The following is a 20,935-nucleotide window of genomic DNA, read 5'->3' on the forward strand; positions in this document are numbered from 1 at the left end:
AACGGACGAACGGTCCGGCCCGTGATTGGCGCACCGCGCAGCGGAGCCGGCCTCGAAGGAGACAGAAATGGAGCTTGAAAACCGCACCATGGCGCGCGTAATGGCAAGGCTCGTGCCGTTCCTGATCCTTTGCTATTTCGTGGCGTATCTCGATCGGGTCAACGTCGGTTTTGCTGCATTGCAGATGAACAAGGCACTCGATCTTTCCGCGAGCGCGTTCGGCTTTGGCGCAGGGATCTTCTTCATTGCCTATTTCTTCTTCGAGGTGCCGTCGAACCTGCTGCTCGAACGTTTCGGCGCAAGGCGCTGGATCGCGCGCATCATGTTCACGTGGGGCATCATCGCGGGCGCGATGGCGTTCATTCCGGACCTCGCCCGCTTCACCGGCATGTCGAACGCGCACGTATTCTATGGACTGCGTATCTTGCTCGGTATCGCCGAGGCGGGTTTCTTCCCCGGCATTATCTTTCTGCTGACGCTGTGGTTTCCCGCCAAATACCGCGCGCGCGTGGTGGGCTATTTCATGGCGGCCATTCCGTTGTCGACGGTGATTGGCGGCCCGATATCCGGATCGCTGCTTTCGCTGGACGGTAGAGGGGGGCTGGCGGGCTGGCAGTGGGTCTATCTGATCGAGGCAATTCCTGCGGTCGTGCTCTCCGTGGCCGTGCTGTTCTATCTGACCGACAAACCCGCCGACGCCGGCTGGCTAGCCGACGACGAGCGCCGCTGGCTCGTCGATCGCCAGGCGCAGGAGCGCCGTCATCGGGAGAAGGTGCGCTCGTTCAGCGTGCTGGAGGCGCTGATCAATCCGCGCGTGCTGGCGGTGGCGCTGATCTATTTCGGTGCGAATGCAACCAATTACGGCCTGAGCTTTTTTCTGCCGCAGATCGTCAAGGCGTTCGGGCTCTCGAACGTGCAGACGGGCTTCGTTACTGCGCTGCCCTACGCGGTGGGCGTCGTTTCTATGGTGCTGTGGGGTCGGCATTCCGACCGTCGGCTGGAACGCAAGCGTCACGTCGCATTTGCGCTGGCCGTCGCGGCCGCCGGTATTGCGGCTGCCGCGGGACTCGATAATCCGGTGCTCAAGATGCTCGCGCTTTCGATTGCGGGCTTCGGTATTTTCGGCTGCCTGCCAGTGATCTGGACACTGCCGGCCGCGTTCCTTTCAGGCGCGGCCGCGGCCGGCGGCATTGCCGCCGTCAATTCGCTCGGCAATCTGGCGGGCTTTTTCGGCCCCTACGCAATGGGCTGGATCAAGGACAGCACGGGCGGCTTCGGCGCAGGCCTGCTATGTCTTGCGGGAGCCGGGCTCGTGGGCGCGGGCGCGGCGCTCGTCCTCCCTCACAACCCGGCGCTGGAAAAGCTCGACGATTCGCCGCAAGGCGAAACACACGGGGAGGGCGGTGCGGTGAGGCCGTGAGCGGCGCCTATGCATTGCACGCTACTCATCTCAGGCGCGCCATCACAAGGGTCGTGAGTTTTCGATAGACGCGCCTCGCCTGGGCCCACGACAACGCCAGCTCGATGAGCCGCCCGCGTGCGTTGAGCACGACGATGCGCGATTCGTGCTTTGTTTCGCGATCCGCCCAGCGCACCTTGTAGTCCCCGTGCAGCGGCCGAAAGTCGAAATCGCGGCCATGGGCCTGGGCCCATTGCGCGATGGATTCGATCAGCAGGTTTCCCACCGAAAACACGCTGAACGCCTCGTCATAAGTGGTGATCAAATACTCGACGCTGCGCGCGCCAACGAGATTGACGGATGCCGCCACCGGCTGCCCATCGACCTGCACGTAGGCGACGAGCGGCTGGGTGGTCAGATCGGTTCGCCTGGCAAGCTCGATGAAGAAATCGCGTACGCGGTCGTCCATCAAATAGGGCGACTCAATTCCACGCTTGAGCGCCCATTGGCGCTTGTTGGCGAATAGCCACCTCAATACGCGCTCGGTGTCCTCGGCGTTGCTGCACCATCCAAAACTGACCTCGCCTTCGCGCCGTAGCCGCTTCGTACTCGAACGCAGCGCGGCGCGCAGCGTCGAGTGCCGCGTGGCGAGGAAATCGTTCCATGTGGGCGCGGCGCGCAGGTTGATCGAATAGCCGGGCATCACGCGCCAGCGCTGCGGCAGCGCACGCTGCACCCAGGACTGCGGCGCGGCGTCGAGCGCATGTTGCAGCGCGCTGCCGTTTTCGAGCATCGGAATGTGGAGCACGTCGGCGTGAATCCGCAAAACGGCCCGGACTGCCGCATCGTAAAGTTCCGCGCGCCGGGTGTCGGCGATCAGCGGGCCGCCGTATTCCTCGCCGCATCCGCAGCCCAGCGCCCGGGCCGTTCGCCACGCGCCTTCGCGCGTAATGACAACGGGCCATAGCGCCAGAAGGTCACGCGCGTCGTGCACCGTCGCGACTTCGACCTTTGCGCCGCTCTTCAGTGCCGCCGCGACGGCTGTCTCGCAGTAGGCAAAGCTGATGAATGGCGAGTGCGCCTCGGTTCCGGATATAAGCGCACGCCATTGGGGCTCGAATGCACGAAACGCATCGACGGTCTCGCACGTGCGCAACGCGTACCGGAAGGAAGCAGCCGGCGACGACTCGTATATCGCCACGACGGAGGTCGGCACTTGCGTCTCCTGAATGAATTCGTGGTGCTTGTGATTCAGCCTTCAATGGACGTGCTGAGGCGGTCTTTAGTCGTAATGCGGCGATTGCGGTCGGCGAATGTGTCAGGGCGTGCGCCGCGCACGCTTTGCCAGACGACGACGTTCTCGTGGTCCTCAGGTCCGAAGCCGACTTCGTCGCGATCGTACGGAAATACGCCGGCGAACCAGCGCTTCAACTGGCGGGAGCCGTCGAAGACTTCGCCGCACACGGGGTTATCGTAGACGATGAAAAGATGCTCGATGGTGCCGCTCGCAAGGCCCGCTTCGAGTTTCTCGAGCAACGACGCCATCAGCTCGGGCCCGAATGGATTGAACAGAAAGACGACCACGTTGCCCGACGGCACCTGCAGATCGGCGACATTGGCGTGCAGCGCGCGAATGGGCGGCCGTTGTGGGAAGCGCCGCGCCACGACGGTCGCGTTCGCGTTCGCCGTTCGCACGAGGTCCGCGCTGATGTCGTAGCCCAGCGCCAAAGCAAACGGATACTCGGAGGCGACGATCATCGGCCGGCCTTTACCGCAACCGATGTCCATGAACGTATAACCGGTGATATCGCCCAGGGTGTCGAGCGCGCGGCGGATGATGGTCGGCTGCGAGCCCATGTAAGGCCTGAGTTGGGCGGCAAGATCGCAGTCGCGCTGCAGCGCGTTGGAATCGACCAGTCCGCTCGTGTTCGTGCCGTACAGGAGATCGATGGGGTGGCGCCGCAGACAGCCGGAATATACTGCGCGCAATACCGGGACGCGAATGCAGATGCGCCGTATCGGCGGAATGAACATCGCGCGCTGCACGCTGTCGGGCAACCGGGCCACGACATTCAGCAACGGTTGCTTCAGTGCGCGTCCGAGCGCGAATCGGGGGCCGCCGTGTGTCGTTGTTCGCATGGATCGATACGTTGTGAACCTTCTGGAAAGGGGTTGCCGATCCACCATCATCTCGCAGCGCGTCGCCAGGTCGCCGCCATTCACCGGTTGTATTTCGACAAAAGGCTCGAATTCGTGGCTTACTAACGAGTGTCATATGGTCGGCGTAATCTGGTGAGTGGTGAGCAGAGAGCCAGATCGTCATGGGTGGCGTGCCCTTTTTCCCGTTGTCCGGCGAAAGCGCTTTCATGGCGACTGCGTCCATACTCTCCCTGATGTTTCCGCCATTATTTCCGTGCCTTAATGAGTGTTCTCGCCTGGTTCGGCGGGAGTCATGCTCCGGCTTCGCAAGGTATCGGTGCAGGCGGGTCTCCAGGTTTTGTCTACGCAATACTCAATCGGAAGAGGCGAGACGATGAACGCGCGAGTAGATGCTGAAGCGCGCCGTAAGCGGTATGCAATGCACCGCCTTGGCCTGGCAATGAAGCGGCTGATGAACGCCGAAGCAGAACCCGATAAATTGATGGCGACGCGCTGGGTGAATGCCTGGAGCGCTTCCGTCGGCGAGCGGTGGTTCGCGGCAAGCCCCTATGGCAGGCTGAGTCAGGCGGCGTTAATGCGTGCCCCGTTAAAAGGCGCGACAGGTTCCCGTAATGTGCGGAAATCGGGAAGGCAATCGTCAATATGAAACAAAACGCATATTTAATTGACCAATGGTGCCGCGAAACGATATTGTCATAATTTAGACATTTCCGCGTTTACCTTGGCTCTTGCAGAATACGAAACCACCCATCCTTTGAGCGTTGAACTGGATGGCGTGAACTACGCGGGTACTTACCGCGTCATGGCCGGAAGCGTCATCGTCTACTTCGAAAGCGAAATCAAGTTCGCGCAGTACGGGACGAATCGCCCCGAGATCATCGCGCGCTGGGTGTTGACGGACCTCTGCCGTAAATCCGATTCCCGCAGGCGCAAAGCAGGCAAGCGTTGATTCGCGCACGCCGTCACAGAACTTCGCCCACGTTTTTCATCTACCCAGGCAACGCGCTTGTTGACGCTACTGCGCGCTAGCGTCCTTCGGTGCGACGTCGTCGCTCTTGCCGTCGTGCCATTGCGCGCGGATTTTCGTCACGACTACGGCCGGCAGCGGAATATAGTCCAGTGCCTGGATCGTCGGCTCGCCGTGCGTGAGCGCCCAGTCGAAGAACTTCAGCGTTTCAGCGTTGCGCGCAGAGTGATCCGGTGTCGCCTGCAACAGCACGTAGGTCGCGCCCATCACGGGCCATGCGTCCTTGCCCGGCTGATTGGTCAGCACCTGAAAGAGCGAGCTTGACCAGTCCGCATTCGCGGCCGCTGCGCTGAATGTGTCGATGCCCGGCTCCACGACCACGCCCGCCGCGTTGGTCATCGCCGTGTAGGTCAGACGATTCTGCTTCGTGAAGTCCCAGGCGACATAGCCAATCGCGCCGGGCAGGTAGCCCACGAACGTGGCGACGCCCTCATTACCCTTACCGCCTATCCCCAGGGGCCAGTGAACGTCGGTGCCTTCGCCGACCTTGCGTTTCCATTCGGGGCTCACCTGCGAGAGATAGTGCGTCCAGATCAGCGTCGTGCCCGAACCATCGAGACGCCGCACGACTGCGATCGGCGTGTTGGGCATCTTGATCTTCGGATTGAGCCGCACGATGGCCGGGTCGTCCCAGAACAGGATCTTGCCGAGAAAGATCTGGCCCAACACCTCGCCGTTCAGCATCAACTGCCCGGCCTTGATGCCCGGGAGATTCACCACCGGCACCACGCCGCCGATCGCGGTAGGAAACTGCCGCAATCCGTCCTTGCTCAATTGCTCGCTCGTGAGCGGGGCGTCGGAGCCGGCGAAATCGACCGTGTGCGCGACGATCTCCTTGATGCCGTCCGTGGAGCCTGTGCTGCGGTAGATCACCTTACCGCCGCCGGATTTCTGGTAGGCGGTGGCCCAGTGGGAGTAGAGGGGGGCGGCGAGCGTGCTGCCGCATCCGGTCACGTCTTCGGCGCTGGCCGACAACGTGCAAATGCCGCAAACGAGCGCGGCAATCAGGGGGCGCAATGGTCTCACGAGCCTCTCCCGTTATTCATGTTTTCTGGGAAGTCGCGGAGTCTGTCTGGTCCGCGTACTGTCAATTACAGGATGGTGACAAGCAGGATTCAAATTGAATCCTGCTATCGTGCGGCGGTTTTATGACGAAGCGTTACGTGCGTGCGCACGAACAGATGATGAGGATAACAAACGAAATTAGTCCGCATCGGAAAACAGGCTGAGCCGTTCGATTTCCGCAGAGGAAATCGCGTGAACGAAGCCGCATTGCCTGCAACGAATCTTTCACAAAATTTCGCTACGGTAAGCAGGATTGACCCCGCGTTCGTCCTGACAAAACGCTTGTAATTCCTTTCGGAGACGCTACAGATGGCCATCAATACCCTTCGCCCAGTAGTTCGCGGCCCTTGTTTTGCCGCACGTCCTTCCCGACTTGCTATTGCCGCTGCCCTGGTTTGCGCCAGTGCAGGCGCATCCGCTTCCGCGCAAGATACCGACGCATTTTTCGGCGGTTCGGGCCTGCTCGTCGTGAGCCGCAGTGTCTACGACAATGTGTCGAGCAACGTCACCCCGGGCATGACGCTGCCGCCCAATTGCAATAGCGCGCAGGCGAGCTGCCCCACGGGCGGCGCGCCCACTGACGGCACGTATCCGGCCGTCTGGAACAACGCGCTCTACGATCCGAGCTTCGGCATCACGGCGCGCATTTTCCTCGATACCATTACGCCGGGCGGCCAGGTCGTCCACACGCTGGAAGTGCCCAACAGTCTGCATCCGGGCCATGGCCACGACCAGCTCGTAACGAGCTTCAGCTCCAAGTCCGAACTCGGGCTCAACCTCTCGCGCGACGGCCGTTACCTGACTTTCATGGGCTACGTTGCGCCGGTCAATACGATCGACGTATCGAACTCGAATACGCCGGGCGCGATCGATCCGACGAATCCGGATGGTCAGGCGTTCTATCGCGCCGTCGCGCGGCTCGATGCCGAAGGGCACTTCTCTTTTACGGAGACGAATGCATACAGCGGCAATAACGGCCGCGCCGCATTGCTCAACAACGGCAACGACAACGGCGAAGGCAATGGCGTTTACTTCACGGTGGGCAACGCAGGCAACGGTTCGAATCCGCAGCCGGCAGGTGTGATTCTCGGTGCAGGTGCGCAATTCATCGAGGCGACGCATCAGCATGAGGCGCAGCAAACGCCGGGCACGCCCACGCCGCTCGCGAGCTTTTCGGTCACGCAACTCGGTGCGAAGGCCGACAAGGTCGGCAAGGACGACAACTTCCGCGGGCTCACCGTCTTCAACAACGTGGTGTACTTCACGAAGGGCAGCGGCGGCAACGGCGTGAACACAGTGTACTTCGTCGACACCACGGGCAAGGCGTGCCCTTCGGGCGGCGTAGGCGTGCCGGTGGCGGGCGCGAAACTGCCGTCCAACCCGCTCGCGTACGACGCCTCCACGTTGACGACCAGCGGCTTGCCGAGCAACGTATGCGTGCTCGCGGGTTTCCCGGCTACGCCGAACAAGACGGCGACGACGCTCTCGTATCCGTTCGGCCTGTGGTTCGCCAACGCCAATACGCTCTATGTGGCCGACGAGGGCGATGGCTATTCGGGCGGCACGGACCTCTACACGCACGCCGCGCAGCAGACCGGTGCAGGCCTGCAGAAGTGGGTGTACGACGCCGGAACGAAGTCGTGGAAGCTCGCCTACACGATCCAGAACGGTCTGAATCTGGGGACGTCGTACACCGTGGCCGGTTATCCGGTGGGCACGAACAGCGCGACCAGCCTGCCGTGGTCGCCCGCCACCGACGGCTTGCGTAACATCACGGGCCACGTCGAGCAGGACGGCACGGTCACGATCTGGGCGATCACCTCGACGGTGAGCGGCAACGGCGACCAGGGCGCGGACCCGAATCGCCTCGTCGCCGTGCGCGACGTGCTGCGCAACACCACGGCTTCGGGTGCGGCGAACGAGCGTTTCGTGACGCTGCGCAACGCGGGCTTCGGTGAAGTGCTGCGCGGGGTGTCGCTTGCGCCGGGCGGCCAGTTCGGCAAGTGGTTCTGATCGCCGCGCAGTCATGCACTAAAGGCCGGGCGTGCGTAGCGCCCGGCTTTTTTGTCACTGCGGCGTGCACGCTATTGGCTCTTGAATTTCGCAACGAGCGGCCCGAACACGTCGCTTAACGCAGTCATGCCGAAGCGCCGCTCGCTGCGGCTCGCTTCCACGTCGATGCGGCCGGTGTTGTAAACGTCGTACAGATCGGTGATGAGCCGGCCGTGCTTCTCGCTGAGTCCGGCTTTGAGAAGCATCGGTGCCCACGATTCGCGCGGCAGCGCATGAGGCGTGATCGTGCGGCCGCTCGCAATGCTCAATGCCGTCGCGATGTCGTTCACGCTGACCCTCTGCGGTCCTTCAACGCTCACGATTCTCGGCGTGCCGGACTGATGCGATTCGAGCAGCAGTTCGGCGCTCGCCCCGCCAACGTCCTGTGCGGCAACCGTGGGAAAGCGGCGCTCCAAAGGCAGATGGAGGCTCGGCAGCGCACCGGTTGCGAGCGCGCCGGGCAAGAACGCCGCCCAGTTCTGCATATGTTCCGCCGAGCGCAGCAACACCAATTGCGTGGCAATGGGTTTCAGCTGCTTTTCCAGGTAGTGATAGAGCCGCGTGATGCCGGTATTCAACGGCAGCTCCGCGCCATAGTCGGAAATGGCGAGCAGCGTGGCGGGCGGGTTTTCGCGCAGGGCATCGGTGGCGACGTCGATCGTCGTGCGCATGGTCGCTTCGGGATCCGTATCACCGGATGGAACGGGACATAGCAGCTGGACGGCGTGTGCGCCCTTGATCGCGGCCGCGACCGAGTGCGCGTCTGTCAGGTCGGCGAGTGCGATTTCGCAGCCCAGCGCCGCGAGACTCTCGCCCTGACGAGCGTGGCGCACCACGGCGCGCACGGGCTTGCCCGCACGGCGCAACGCGGCGGCGGTGACGCGCCCGGCTTTTCCCGCTGCTCCAAAAATCACGAACATGATCGCTTTCTCCTGGTGTGCGTGGTCTGCATCATCGTAGGCAGACGAACGCCGTATGGCGCGCAGGAACGGATGGCCTTGGACAGAAACGGATGATTGAATACGTCCACCATGGCGCGGTGCGCGAGCGTGGCCCGAATCCAGTAAACTGGCCGCAAACATCGCACGAATTCCCGCACGGCTTGAGCGTCGAAAAGGATTGCCATGAGCGCACTGACTGCAGATCCGCACCGGCACGCTGGAACAAGCGTCAGCCTGCGTTCGAGCGCCGGATTGGGCTGGCAGGGCGGTGGCGCCGAACTGCTGCGTGTGAGTGCGGGGCAGCATCGCTTTCCCGCCATGGCGTACCACCGCCTAGGCATTCATGTCGGCATGCCGGTGCGTGCGCGATGCGCCTGCGACGGCCGCCGTCAATCGCGGCTCCAGGCGCACGGCGACGCGGATGTGGTGCCTGCCGGGGTCGAAGGCGAATGGACCGATGATGCGGACTGCATGATTCTGCGCGTGTGGTTCGACGACCGCTTCGTGCGATCGATTGCGGAGCAGATGGAGAACCCGTGGGGTAAGTGCGAGATCCGGCCGCATCTGCAGTTGCGCGACCCGCGCATCAATTCGCTGGCTGGCGCGCTGCTGGCCGAGATCGATGCGGGAACGGCTTGCGATCCGCTATTTGCCGAGAGCATTTCCACGGCAATGGTCGTGCGGCTGCTCGGCGGCACGGGCGCATCAGAAGGCCGGGGCGCAACCATGCTTGCGACACACAAAGCGGCGCGCGTGACCGATTACATCGAGAGCCATCTCGATCGACGCCTCACGCTCGGCGAACTCGCGGCACTCGTCGACCTGAGCGTGCCACATTTCAAGGTCCTGTTTCGCGAAACGCTGGGGATGCCGGTGCATCAATACGTCGTGCGGCGGCGCGTCGAACGCGCGAGGGCGCTGCTCATCGAAGGCAAACTCAGCCTGAGCCAGGTGGCGCTCGAAGCGGGCTTCGCGCATCAGAGCCATATGGCGCACTGGATGACGCGGCTTCTCGGCGTCACGCCGCGCGCGTTCGCGAATCGTTCGTGAACGCGGCGACATCGTGAATCGTCGAATCGCCGCGGCTGTGCACGTTACCGGTTGACGTCCACCACGAGCCGCCCGCGCACATGTCCGGCGAGCAGATCGCTTGCGGCGGCAATGGCCTCGGCCAGGCCGATTTCTCGCGTAATCATGTCAAGCTGCTTCAGATCGAGCGTCTCTCCCAACGCGTGCCAGGCTTGCTGCCGCTGCGCAAACGGACGCGTGACGCTATTGATGCCGAGGAGGCTCACGCCGCGCAGAATGAATGGCGCGACCGTCGCGGGAAGATCCATGCCTTGTGCCAGGCCACAGGCAGCCACCGCTCCATCGGCGCACAGGCTTGCGCAGACATTTGCCAACGTGTGGCCGCCAACCGAATCGATCGCGGCGGCCCAGCGCTCTTTTTGCAGCGGGCGGCCCGGCTCCGATAGCGAGGCGCGGTCGATGACTTCGACGGCGCCAAGTTGCTTCAGATACTCCGCCTCTTGCAGCCTGCCGGTCGACGCCACCACGCGATAGCCTCGGCGCGTGAGCAGCGCGATGGCAAAACTGCCCACGCCACCGCTCGCGCCCGTGACGAGCACGTCGCCGTGCGCGGGCGTGATACCGTACCGTTCCAGCGCGAGAATGCAGAGCATGGCCGTGTATCCGGCCGTGCCGACTGCCATCGTTTGCCGCGGCGTGAAGCCCGCCGGCAGCGGAATGAGCCAGTCGCCCTTGACGCGCGCCTTCTGCGCGAGCCCGCCCCAATGTTGTTCGCCAACGCCCCAGCCGTTGAGCACGACCGCGGCGCCCACCGCGTAGGCAGGGTTCGCGCTTTGCGCGACCGTCCCCGCGAAATCGATACCCGGAACCATGGGGAAGCTGCGAACGACCGGGCCTTTGCCCGTGATTGCGAGGCCGTCCTTGTAGTTCAGCGTGCTATAGCCGACATCGACGAGCACGTCGCCTTCCGGCAGGCGCGCTTCGTCGAGTTCGGCAACGCGCGCTTCATACGATCCGGATTCCTTATCAATGAAGATGGCCTTGAACATGATGCATCTTGCTCCTGAAACGGTGAACGGTTGGCGTTGCCGCGGCTCACGCGCTCACGCGCGAGGCAACCCCGCGATGAAACCCCTAAAAAATGTCTCGAGTGGAGCCGCGCTGCGCACGAGCCTGGCGCGCAGCACGGCGCCTTCCCAGCCTATCCAGAAGAATGCGGCGAGTGACGCAAGGTCGATTCGCTTTGCGAGTACGCCTTCGCGCTGGGCCTCGTGCAGGCACGCCACGATGCGCGCTTGCCAGCCCTGCAGAATGCGTTCGAGCGTGTCGCGGAAGTCGTCGGGCAGGATGTCCACCTCGACGCCGAGATTGCCCACGAGGCAGCCGCGTGTATAGCGGTGGCGGGCCATGCCTTTGCTGGCGTCGTCTACGAAGGCGCCGAGCCGCTCGAGAGCAGGGCGCGTGTCGTCCTGCAGCCAGCGGTCGAGCTTCGCGCAGAAGTACGCATCGTACGCGCTCATCAACTCGCGCCCGAATGCTTCCTTGCTGTCGAAGTAGTGATAGAACGAGCCCTTGGGAATGTTCACCCGCTTGAGCAGGGCATCCAGCCCCGTGGCCGCGAAGCTCTGTTCGGTCAGCATTTCCATGCCGGCGCGAATGAGCGTGTCGCGTGTGCCGGCGTGCGCGCGCGGATCTTTCGGCGGCCTGCCGCGGCGCGGTTTGGCGACGATCGGTTCCATGTCGCTGATATTAGACCGATCGTCTATAAAATTCAAGCACGCAGTTGTGTTCGAGCTGCTAGCGGGCCAGCGCTTCCAGTTCTCCCCGCAGCACGCCCCACAATGTGCGGCCGGCCAGCAGGAACAGCAGCGGCGTGACCGTCGCGAGCAGAAAGATCGCGATGCCGTGCGTGAAGGGGCTCGGAGCATGGTCGGCGTAACGCTCGGCGCAACTCACCGAGCCCGCGAGCGGAAAGCTCACGGCCCACCACGAGAGCCGGAAGGGGCAGGTGATCGCGAGATAGCGCAACCGGCCGACGAGCACAGTGAGCAGGAACAGCGTGAGCATGTAGAGCGCATCGGCGAAGCGGTCCACTTCGCCCGTCACGGTCACATAGGCCGAAAAGCCCACGGCGAACGGCGCGAGCAGAATGAGGAGCGTCGGCTGCAGATTGTTGGCCATGGGCTCCTCGAACATGAGGCGCGAAAAAATCAGCGTGAAGAGCGGCACAGCGAAAAAGAGCCCCACGGCGAGCGCGAGCATCAAGACGCCGTTCACGCCCGTGATCTGGATGGCGGGCGTGGCGAGCGGGATGTCGATGAGCCCTACGACGGGCACGATCCACGCGGGTGTGGCATGGGACGGATGCTGACGCTGACTGAGCCAGCGCATGATCACGAACCACGCAAACACGATCATGCCGATGGCGCCGACGATCCACACCGCGCGCGCGAACGGCACGCTCACGTCGGCAAGCGGGATGGGCAGCAGTAACAGGCTGATGAACAGCGTCCCGAAGAGATTGCTCGCAATGGGATGATTGAATTCGGCTTTCACGGCATCGGGGCCGGTGACCCATTTCACGGCGTACCCGAAGCCGATCATCAGGAACGCCAGCACGGCGAGCACGCCGATCAACTGCGCGATCCACAGCGGCACGCCGTACATGCGGTGCGCGAGCCGCCACGCCGACGAGAGCCCGGCAAGCCCCATGACCGAGCCGAACAGCGCGACGGGCAGGTAACCGAGTCGTCCGGCTTGCGCGGTCGCCTTGGGGCTGCCAAATGATGCCGGCGTATCGAGATCGCTCATGCGTGGCTCCTGTGCCGCTTGAAAACACGCCAATAGATGTTTTCAAATATATGCAATGCGAAATATTTGTGGCGATTTCACACCACACGCGAATCATAGCGGCCTGATCGCGTTGGTGCGCTTACGCGAGTTCGCGTGCCTTAATCGTGTCGCCGGCGCGCACGAAATTGCCGGCCCCCAGATGGTGGATCGTGTGCAGGTCCGCGTTGCTGCTGTCGAGTTCCCAGTGGCCATTGCGGAAGACACGCGGCTCGGCCGCGGCAGCGATCACTTCGGCGAAGCACGTATCGTAGGCGTCTTCGGTGTGCCGTTCGGGAATCAGGCGGCATTCCATCCACGCGCAGCAGCCTGCTTCGAGCAGGGGCAAGCCGAGCTTCGGGCCCGTAATGGCGGCGATATCGAAACGCTGGAACTTGTCGGTCTCGCGGCCGCTGACGCTGCCCACGGCGTAGGTCAGATCGATTGCGGCGGCGCCCGGAATGATCACGCCGAACTTGCCGCTCGCGTTGATGAGTTCGCGCGTGAACGTGCGCTTGTCGATCACGATGGCGATGCGCGGCGGTGTGAATTCTACGGGCATCGACCACGCGGCCGCCATGACGTTGCGGCGCTTGCCGTCGCTGCTGGTGACGAGCACGGTGGGGCCGTGATTGATGAGGCGGCTCGCGTGTTCGAGCGCTACGGGCGTAAAAGTCGAGAGGGTTTGCATCGGGTGCCGGATTCGAGGTGAGTCGGAACCCGAGCGACTTTACCTCAGAAAGCGCAGGCGTGCGGCGAGACGCCGTCACGCCAACCGAAAGACCGTAGATGCCGCGTAATTCGGGTACTTTGTTGATCGAATCAGGAAACCCGAGCGCCGTTTGCGTTGGCGGCACGACGGCCGAAAGCCTGGCGGACCCAGCTTTGGGCGTTCACCACCAGCAGGCCGATCAGCACGAGCGCCGAGCCAAACAGGAACGCGGGCTCTACGCGCTCGTGCAGCAGCGCGACGCCGAACGCCACGCCGAACAGCGGCGTCATGAACGACAGTATGCCGAGGCGAGCGGCCAGATAGCGGCGCAGCAGCCAGAACCACACGAGATAGCTCACGAACGAGACGAGCAAGGTCTGGAATGCGAGGGAGGCGAGGGCGAGCGGCGTGCCGTGAAAATGCGCCTGGCCGGTCAGGAACGAGAACGGCACCAGCGCGACGAAAGCACCCGCCAGTTGATAGAAGAGCGTTTGCGTGGCGGGCGCCTCGCTCAGGCGGCTCGTGCGCACGACGACAGTGGTGAGCCCCCACGCCGCACCCGCGCAAAGACCCATGAAGTCTCCGAGCAGCCACAACGGCGAGCCCGGGATGTCGGCGCCCAGCAGCGCGGGCCCGAGGAACGTGATGGCGATGCCCGCGAAGGCGATCGCAATGCCGCCCCATTGCAGCCGCGCGAGGCGTTCGTCGGGCAGGCGCAGATGCAGGCCGATTGCCGCGAACATCGGCGCGGTATAGAGAAACACGGCCATGTGCGAGGCATTGGTCCAGCGCAGGCCCATGGCCACGAACACGAATTCGAGCGCGAACAAGCCGCCTGTGACGAGCCCCGCGCCGCGCGCCACGCCCGGCAGCCAGCGCTCGCGCGAAACGAGCTGGTTGAAGAGCCACACGAGTGCCGCCGCCACGCCCGAACGCAGCCCGATCTGCAGCATGGGCGGGATGTCCCCGGCCACCGCCTTGATCGCGACCTGTTGCAGACCCCATGCGAGGCAGAGCGCCACCATGATGGCCACGGCCGTTGCGTCGACTTGCTTTCTCATTGCGGGCTCACTGATTTGAAGGATTCGGCTGAAGTTTGTTGGCAGTGGGCGTAGTATTGATGCGACGGGATGCGCGCATATAGCGCAAAACTGACAATCGATAGCCCCAGACCGCCATGCCCAAAACACCTGCCCGTGCTCGCCCGGCGCGCTACCTGCGCCTGCCGCCCTTCACCGACGTGCTGCCCACGCCCGTGTTCTTCCGCATGGAGCACATGCCTTCGCATGCCACCTATCCGCAGATGTGCCACCCGTGGGGCGAGTTCGTCTACGCGTTCAGCGGCACGACCGAGGTGAAGGCGGGGGACGAGCACTACATCACGCCGCCGCATCTCGGGCTGTGGATCGCGCCGGGCACCGAGCACGTGGGCTTCAACGAGCAGGAGACCGTGCATTGCTCGGTCTACATCAGCCGCGACCTGTGCACGCGCATGCCGGCAACGAGCTGCGCGGTGATGGTGTCGCCGCTCGTGCGCGCGATCCTCGAGCATCTGCGTGTGACGCTAGCGGAGGAGGAGGGCGAAGCGCAGCGCGCGCGTTTGTTGCGCGTGCTCGTGGATCAGCTGTCGACCTGCGCGACCACGGGCAGCTTCGTGCCGCATACCGACGACGCCGATCTCAACGCGATCCTCCAGGTGCTGCGCCAGAACCCCGCCGACAATCGCTCGCTTGCAGAGCTTGCCGATGCATTTCACATGAGCGAGCGCACGCTCATGCGCCGCGCGCAAAACGAGCTCGGCATGTCGCTGACGGAATGGCGCCAGCGCATCCGGCTCGTCAACGCGCTGCCAATGCTGCATGCCGGGCGCAGCGTCGAGGCCGTGGCGCTGGATCTGGGGTACGCCACGTCGTCGGCTTTCATCGCAATGTTCCGACGATTGACGGGCACGAGTCCCGGACAGTTCGTGGCCCGTACGCGTTGAACATAGGGCTGCGCGTAACGATTACGAAGCCTTACGAAACCCCACAAAACCCTAAAGATTCCCTGTGCGCGCGCCGTTAGAGCAGGCATGAAAGCCCTACTCACCCAAACCGACGCACGCTTCATCCTGTCGATCGCCCTCGAGCTGGCCGAGAGCCAGGCCGCCGCGGCCGGGGTTCAGCTCGAATCGGCGGCAGGATCGGCGATTACCGACGACGTGATCGTCGCCACGCTCTCGCAGTTCGCACCGACCGTGACGATCGACGAGTTTTACGGCCTGCTGGACCGGCCGGAGGTGCTGCACTGAGCGGCGGCGCGGCCGGCAAAGGCAAGCGGGCGCTCATGGCGTGAGCACCCAATTTCGTTGCGCAAGCAACGAAACTTCGGAGTATTAGAACTTCTGACGCAAGCCCACGCTCACGATGGCTTGCGACCGCGTGGCCGACGAGTGGCCGTTGCCCTTGTCGGACACCGAAGCGGTTGCCGCGACCGGATTGCCGGCGGCGTCGAGCGTCATGCCCGCTGCATGCTGGTATCCCGCGAGCAGATACACCGTCGAGCGCGTCGAGAGATCATAGGTCGCGCCCACCGAAACGTTGTGGTACTGCGCGTCTTCATCCACACCTTCCACGGCGCTGCCCCGCGTATAGCTGTAGCCCGCGAACAGATGCGTGCGTGGCTGCACGTTCCACTGCGTGAAAATGCCCGCGATATTGAAGATCGCATTGCCCGAAAACAGCGAATTCGCGCCCGAGCGATATTGCACGTTGCTGTAGTTCACGCCGACCACGGCGGGACCGAAGTCCCACGTTGCGCCCGCCGCCACCACCTGCTGCGATTGCGCGCTCGCATAGCCTTCGTTGATCGACGAGTTGAACGTACCGTCGTAGGTGCCTTGCCACTTGCCGTAGGTGGGATCGTCGAGGCCGGTCTTGCTGTTGTCCGAGTGTTCATAACCCACGCCCATGCGCAGCGGGCCGTTTGCGTAGCCCGCGCCCACGCTCCAGGTGTTCTTGCGCTTCATGCTGCCCGCCTGGCCGCCGAAACCGTACAGCGCACCGAACGTGAAGCCCCCGTAGTTCGCGCTCGTGTACTTGATCGAGTTGTCGACGCGCGTGGTCTGGTCGAGGTCGTCGATGTCGCCCGGATGCGCGCCGAAGCCGCCGATGTAGTTCACGGGCGCGACCGGCCCGACGAAGTCGTCGAGCGAGGTGTACTGGCGGCCCATAGTGAGCGAGCCGTAACGCTGGTCCGAGAGGCCCACGAAGGCCTGACGGCCGAACAGGCGCCCGCTCTGGCCCGAGGTGCCGTTCGTGATGTCGAAGCCGTCTTCGAGCAGGAAGATGGCCGCGAGCCCGTTGCCCAGGTCTTCCTTGCCCTTGATGCCCCAGCGGCTGCCCGAGAGGTTGCCGGTGGAGAGGCCCACGTTCGAATGGCCCGTGTAAGCGCCGGTGGTGCCGGTGCGCTCGTTGCTGCGATACGTGATGCCGGCGTCGGCAATGCCATACAGCGTGACCGAGCCTTGCGCCGATGCGATGCCGGCGAGCGAGAACAGGACTGGTGCGGCGAGCAGGTGTTTTCTCATCATTTGTTGTATCAACGTCTAAAGATCGCCTGTTGAGCGATTTCTGGTTATGCGCGCACACACCTGCGGTCTCGCGAACGAGACCGCAGGTGTGAAACGCGGGGAGGGAAAAGTGCTGCGCGGGGCGCGTTAGTGCTTGAGCGTTGCGCCAGGCGGCAGCCCCGGCGTGCTCACGGTGATGGTCTTGCGGACCCTCCCGACGTCTTCGGCGCTCACTGGCGCGCCGGTGTTGCCCCAGCTCGCACGCACGAAGGTGGACACGTCGGCCACTTCCTGGTCGGACAGACGCCAGCCGAACGGCGGCATCGTGAACGACGAGGGCGCGGATTGCGTGCCTTCGAGCGCGCTGCCTGCGAGCAGCACGTGAATCAGCGAAGTGGGGTCCTTGCCCTGCACGACCGGGTTGCCGCCGAGCGCCGGGAACACGCGCGTGTAGCCGCGTCCGTCGCTGCGGTGGCAGGCCATGCAGTTGTCGCGATAGACCGCTGCGCCGCGTGCGCTCGCGTCGCCGTTTTGCAGCTTGTGCGCGGCGGCGGGATCGTAGGCATACGCGGTTTCCTTCGGGTCACTGGAGGGCAGCGTCTTGAGGTAGCGCGCGATGGCGAGCAGGTCCGCGTCGTTCATGTGCTGCATGCTGTGCTGAACCACGTCGGTCATGCCGCCGAACGCCGCAGTATGCAGATTGCGGCCCGACTTGAGGAACTGCACGATGTCGTCCTCGTTCCAGTTGCCCAGGCCCGTGCGCGGGTTGCCGCGCAGGCTGGAGGGGACCCAGCCGTCGATCGGGTCGCCGCCCGCGAGGAAGTCGTCGCCTTCGAGGTCGGAGAGCGCAAGCTCCTGCATCGTGCGTGAGCGCGGCGTGTGGCACGCGCCGCAGTGGCCGAGGCCCTGCACGAGATACGCGCCGCGCGCGACGATCGCATCGTTGTAATGCGAGCCGTCGAACGCCTGCACCTTCGGCGCGAACAGCACGCGCCAGGCGCCGAGCGGCCAGCGCATCGAGAGCGGCCAGGGAATGTCCACGGCGCGGTTCTGCGCCTGCACGGGCCCGACGCCATGCATGAAGTACGCGTAGAGCGCCTTCATGTCGTCGTCGGAGAGGCGTGCGTACGACGGGTAGGGCATCGCCGGGTAAAGCGTGTCGCCGTTCGGCCGCACGCCCTGGCGCACGGCCCTGGCGAAGTCGTCGTAGCTCCACTTGCCGATGCCCGTATTCGCGTCGGGTGTGATGTTGGTCGAGTAGATCGCGCCGATCGGCGTGTCGAACCTCAGGCCGCCCGCGAAGGGCTTGCCGCCCTGTGTGGTGTGGCAGGCAATGCAGTCGCCGGCGCGAGCGAGGTATTCGCCATGTGCGACGAGAGCGGCATTCGGTTGCTCAGCCGCGTGTGCCGAAAATGCCATGAACGCCGCACACGCGAAAGTTGCGCGCGCAACTTTCGCGCCGATGGAAAAAATGTTCTTCTTCATGCGGCTCTTCACACGCTCACCAGGGGACCGGGATTCTTCAGATACTGGTTGCGAATGGCCTTCGCGCTCCAGTAAGCGAGGGCGGCGACGAGGCCGGTCGGGTTGTAGCCGATCCCCTGCGGGAACGCGGAGGCACCCATCACGAACACGTTGGGCACATCCCAGCTCTGCAGATAGCGGTTGATGACGCTGGTGTTCGGATCGGTGCCCATCACGGCACCGCCCACGAGGTGAGTGGTCTGATAGCGGCGCGAGTCGAAGTGCGCGCCGAACTCGCGCGTGTAGACGTTGATGGCCTTCGGGCCCATCGCCTCGGCAATCTTCTGCATCTGGCCCGTCACGTACCGCGCCATCTTGATGTCGTTGTCCTTCCAGTCGAAGGTCATGCGCAGAAGCGGCTGGCCGTATGAATCGCGATAGGTCGGATCGAGGTCGAGGTACACGTCGCGGTACGACATGTTGGAGCCGTGCGCGTCCATCGAAATGGTGTGCGCGTAGTGGTCCTTCACGGCCTTCTTCCAGCCTGCGCCCCAGTTCGGCGTACCCGCCGGCGTGGCGATGCCGCTGATCGGCTTCACGCCCGCCTGGTTCACCCAGAGCGGCGAGCCGCCCACGAAGCCGGGCGGGCCGTGGTCGAAGTTGTCGGCGTTGAAGTCGTCCACGGCCACGCCGTTGCCGCCCGCACCGATGAACGGGTTCGTCCACGTGTCCTTGTCGAAGAACGCCGTGATGGTCGAGAGGTTCTGGTACGCGAAGTTGCGGCCCACCACGCCTTCGCCCGACACCGGGTCATAGGGCTTGCCGATGCCCGAGAGCAGCAGCAGGTGCACGTTGTGATACTGGAACGCCGAGACGATAACGAGGTCCGCGGGCTGGAACACTTCCTGGCCCGCCGGATCGATATACGTCACGCCCGTGGCGCGCTTTCTGGTGTCGTCGAGTTCGACGCGCAGCACGTGGCATTTCGAGCGCAGTTCGAAGTGCTTTTCCTGCTTGAGAGCGGGCAGGATGTTGAGATTCGGCGAAGCCTTCGAGTACATGTAGCACGCGTAGCCGCTGCAGAAGCCGCAGAAGTTGCACGGGCCCATCTGCACGCCATAGGGATTCGTGTACGGCCCCGACGTGTTCGCCGAAGGCAGGCGGTAGGGATGCAGGCCGAGCGACTTCGACGCATCGAAGAAGCGCTGCGCCGAGTACGTATTCAGTTGCGCGGGCAACGGGAAATTGTCGCTGCGCGCGGCTTCGAACACATTGCCGTCGCCGACCACGTTGCCCTTCACCTTGTACGCCTGGCCCGAGGTGCCGAACACCTTTTCCGCGAAGTCGAAGTGCGGCTCCAGTTCGTCGTAGGTGACGCCGTAGTCCTGGATCGTCATGTCTGCGGGGATGAACTTCTTGCCGTAACGCTCTTCGTAATGGCTCTTCAGGCGCAGCTCTTCAGGCGTGATGCGGAAATGCACGCCCGACCAGTGCAGACCCGCGCCGCCCACGCCTTCGCCGGGCAGAAACGCGGCGAGCTGGCGGTAGGGCAGGGCCGTGTCGTTCACGCCGTGGCGAATCGAGACGGTGGTCTTCGAAAGATCGAGGAAGAGCTTCTTGCGGATGTTGTACGTGAGCTCGTCGATGGTGTTGGGGTACGCGCCGTCCGGGTAGGTGTCGCGATACTCGCCGCGCTCGAGCGCCACCACCTTCAGACCCGCTTCGGTCAGTTCCTTCGAGAGGATCGCGCCGGTCCAGCCGAAGCCGATCACGACGGCATCGACATGAGGTTTTTTGATCGCCATTCAGGTACGCTCCCCGTTGATCGAGACCGGGCCGTACGGGTAGGGCTTGCCGTTCTGGTTCACGAAATCCATGAAGTCGGCGCGTGCGCCGGGAAAGCCGATCATCTTCCACGCAGCCATGTTGCGGTTGCCGCCGTGGATCGGGTCGCAGAAGTAGCCTTCGCGCGTGTTCTGCAGCAACTGCCCGAAGAACACGGAGGCCGGCACGCCGTCCAGCTCGACCTTGCCCGCTTCGAGTGCGCTGAGCACGCTGTCGCGCGTGCTGGCGTCGAGCGCGTCGAAGTCCTTGCCGTAGGCCTTCGTGCAGTACGCGTTCACGGCCTTGATGCCGAGGCGGTAGATGTCGCGCGGCACGAGCTTCAGCTGGTAGCCGAGTTCGGGCACGCCTTGCTGGAACGGCCCCTGCATGTACCAGAGCGCGCCGTGCGCGTAGGGCGTGTCCATCTGCCGGTCGATGAATTCGGGCACGCCGGCTTGCAGCGCGCCGGGCCCTTCGGAATCGGCGGGAATCAGACGGTCGGTGGCGGCTTCGACAAAGGCCCACTCGCGCGCGTCGAAAAAGCGCGGCTTGTAGGCGACGGCCTGATGGGCTTCTGGCCTGGCGTTGGGCGCAGAGGCGGCGCTGCCCGCCGCGGCGGTTTCGCTCGACGGCTGCTTGCCGCCCTCGCAGCCCGCCAGTGCGCTGGCGGGTACGAGCACCGCTGCCGTGCGCAGGAAGCCGCGGCGTGTCGTGAGAGGAGATTCAGACATGGTGGGATTCTGTATGAGTTCGGCGCGGTGTGGTTCGACCGTGTCCGAGTAGCCATCCTGAGTTGTTGCGCGTGACATCCGCCGCGGCGGCCACGGAACGGAGATGTTAAATGGAACCGGTTCCACGATTGGAGCGCAATTCTACAATATAC

Annotated in this window: 20 protein-coding genes; 7 read left to right on the plus strand and 13 right to left on the minus strand. The window is 63.9% G+C overall.

Going from position 1 to position 20,935, the window contains the following annotated elements; all coding sequences use genetic code 11:
- The first annotated feature begins 67 nt into the window (after window positions 1–67).
- Window positions 68–1,420, plus strand: coding sequence for an MFS transporter (locus tag AB4Y36_RS27905; protein ID WP_069266333.1), 1,353 nt, complete (start codon window positions 68–70; stop codon window positions 1,418–1,420).
- Between the two features lie 25 nt (window positions 1,421–1,445).
- Here AB4Y36_RS27905 and AB4Y36_RS27910 read toward each other — a convergent pair whose 3' ends face one another.
- Together AB4Y36_RS27910 and AB4Y36_RS27915 are read right to left on the minus strand one after the other, a co-directional pair.
- Entirely contained in the window at window positions 1,446–2,615 is a 1,170-nt protein-coding gene (locus AB4Y36_RS27910) for a GNAT family N-acetyltransferase (protein ID WP_368684722.1), read from the minus strand.
- Between the two features lie 35 nt (window positions 2,616–2,650).
- Window positions 2,651–3,538, minus strand: a complete 888-nt coding sequence (locus AB4Y36_RS27915) for a class I SAM-dependent methyltransferase (RefSeq protein WP_141710754.1) — start codon at window positions 3,536–3,538, stop codon at window positions 2,651–2,653.
- 394 nt (window positions 3,539–3,932) lie between these two features.
- Between AB4Y36_RS27915 and AB4Y36_RS27920 the strand changes: the two genes are divergently transcribed.
- Window positions 3,933–4,205 carry a hypothetical protein gene (locus tag AB4Y36_RS27920; RefSeq protein WP_141710755.1) on the plus strand — a complete coding sequence of 91 codons (273 nt, stop codon included), beginning with the start codon at window positions 3,933–3,935 and terminating at the stop codon, window positions 4,203–4,205.
- An 18-nt stretch (window positions 4,206–4,223) separates the two neighbouring features.
- Window positions 4,224–4,508, plus strand: coding sequence for a hypothetical protein (locus AB4Y36_RS27925; protein WP_141710756.1), 285 nt, complete (start codon window positions 4,224–4,226; stop codon window positions 4,506–4,508).
- A 66-nt stretch (window positions 4,509–4,574) separates the two neighbouring features.
- On the opposite strand, the gene pstS is transcribed toward AB4Y36_RS27925, so the two are convergent.
- Window positions 4,575–5,612, minus strand: a complete 1,038-nt coding sequence (gene pstS, locus AB4Y36_RS27930) for a phosphate ABC transporter substrate-binding protein PstS (protein WP_069266337.1) — start codon at window positions 5,610–5,612, stop codon at window positions 4,575–4,577.
- Between the two features lie 507 nt (window positions 5,613–6,119).
- On the opposite strand from pstS, the gene AB4Y36_RS27935 reads away from it, so the two are divergent.
- Window positions 6,120–7,664, plus strand: coding sequence for a hypothetical protein (locus AB4Y36_RS27935; protein WP_368684723.1), 1,545 nt, complete (start codon window positions 6,120–6,122; stop codon window positions 7,662–7,664).
- A gap of 71 nt (window positions 7,665–7,735) precedes the next feature.
- On the opposite strand, the gene AB4Y36_RS27940 is transcribed toward AB4Y36_RS27935, so the two are convergent.
- A complete protein-coding gene (locus AB4Y36_RS27940; RefSeq protein WP_368684724.1) occupies window positions 7,736–8,623 on the minus strand; it encodes an NAD(P)H-binding protein in 888 nt (295 codons plus the stop codon).
- A 204-nt stretch (window positions 8,624–8,827) separates the two neighbouring features.
- Here AB4Y36_RS27940 and AB4Y36_RS27945 point away from each other — a divergent pair, with 204 nt between their 5' ends.
- On the plus strand, window positions 8,828–9,694 hold the full coding sequence (locus AB4Y36_RS27945; protein ID WP_368684725.1) for a helix-turn-helix domain-containing protein: 867 nt from the start codon (window positions 8,828–8,830) through the stop codon (window positions 9,692–9,694).
- A 44-nt stretch (window positions 9,695–9,738) separates the two neighbouring features.
- Here AB4Y36_RS27945 and AB4Y36_RS27950 read toward each other — a convergent pair whose 3' ends face one another.
- The 5 genes from AB4Y36_RS27950 to AB4Y36_RS27970 all read right to left on the minus strand — a co-directional run bounded on the left by AB4Y36_RS27950 (window position 9,739) and on the right by AB4Y36_RS27970 (window position 14,275).
- Window positions 9,739–10,722, minus strand: coding sequence for an MDR family oxidoreductase (locus AB4Y36_RS27950; protein ID WP_368684726.1), 984 nt, complete (start codon window positions 10,720–10,722; stop codon window positions 9,739–9,741).
- Between the two features lie 54 nt (window positions 10,723–10,776).
- Window positions 10,777–11,412, minus strand: a complete 636-nt coding sequence (locus AB4Y36_RS27955) for a TetR family transcriptional regulator C-terminal domain-containing protein (RefSeq protein ID WP_368684727.1) — start codon at window positions 11,410–11,412, stop codon at window positions 10,777–10,779.
- A 58-nt stretch (window positions 11,413–11,470) separates the two neighbouring features.
- Complete coding sequence (locus AB4Y36_RS27960) at window positions 11,471–12,484, minus strand: SLAC1 anion channel family protein (protein WP_368618442.1); 1,014 nt, start codon at window positions 12,482–12,484, stop codon at window positions 11,471–11,473.
- A gap of 121 nt (window positions 12,485–12,605) precedes the next feature.
- The gene (locus AB4Y36_RS27965) at window positions 12,606–13,193 is read right to left on the minus strand and encodes a flavin reductase family protein (RefSeq protein WP_368684728.1); all 588 of its coding nucleotides are present in this window, start codon (window positions 13,191–13,193) and stop codon (window positions 12,606–12,608) included.
- Window positions 13,194–13,324: 131 nt separating this feature from the next.
- Window positions 13,325–14,275, minus strand: a complete 951-nt coding sequence (locus AB4Y36_RS27970) for a DMT family transporter (protein WP_069266345.1) — start codon at window positions 14,273–14,275, stop codon at window positions 13,325–13,327.
- Window positions 14,276–14,391: 116 nt separating this feature from the next.
- Here AB4Y36_RS27970 and AB4Y36_RS27975 point away from each other — a divergent pair, with 116 nt between their 5' ends.
- Both AB4Y36_RS27975 and AB4Y36_RS27980 read left to right on the plus strand, forming a co-directional pair.
- Window positions 14,392–15,198, plus strand: coding sequence for a helix-turn-helix domain-containing protein (locus AB4Y36_RS27975; RefSeq protein ID WP_368603040.1), 807 nt, complete (start codon window positions 14,392–14,394; stop codon window positions 15,196–15,198).
- 87 nt (window positions 15,199–15,285) lie between these two features.
- Complete coding sequence (locus tag AB4Y36_RS27980) at window positions 15,286–15,504, plus strand: hypothetical protein (protein ID WP_028207581.1); 219 nt, start codon at window positions 15,286–15,288, stop codon at window positions 15,502–15,504.
- An 84-nt stretch (window positions 15,505–15,588) separates the two neighbouring features.
- Here the strand turns inward: AB4Y36_RS27980 and AB4Y36_RS27985 are convergent, their stop codons facing one another.
- The 4 genes from AB4Y36_RS27985 to AB4Y36_RS28000 form a co-directional block, all read right to left on the minus strand.
- Window positions 15,589–16,782: a porin gene (locus AB4Y36_RS27985; RefSeq protein ID WP_368684765.1), complete on the minus strand. Its 1,194-nt coding sequence runs from the start codon at window positions 16,780–16,782 to the stop codon at window positions 15,589–15,591.
- 129 nt (window positions 16,783–16,911) lie between these two features.
- On the minus strand, window positions 16,912–18,183 hold the full coding sequence (locus AB4Y36_RS27990; RefSeq protein ID WP_368684766.1) for a c-type cytochrome: 1,272 nt from the start codon (window positions 18,181–18,183) through the stop codon (window positions 16,912–16,914).
- 74 nt (window positions 18,184–18,257) lie between these two features.
- Entirely contained in the window at window positions 18,258–20,033 is a 1,776-nt protein-coding gene (locus AB4Y36_RS27995) for a GMC family oxidoreductase (protein ID WP_368684729.1), read from the minus strand.
- A complete protein-coding gene (locus AB4Y36_RS28000; protein ID WP_368684730.1) occupies window positions 20,034–20,783 on the minus strand; it encodes a gluconate 2-dehydrogenase subunit 3 family protein in 750 nt (249 codons plus the stop codon).
- Between the last annotated feature and the right edge of the window lie 152 nt (window positions 20,784–20,935).

Source organism: Paraburkholderia sp. BR10936, from assembly GCF_040965735.1.
GTDB classification, from domain to species: domain Bacteria; phylum Pseudomonadota; class Gammaproteobacteria; order Burkholderiales; family Burkholderiaceae; genus Paraburkholderia; species Paraburkholderia nodosa_A.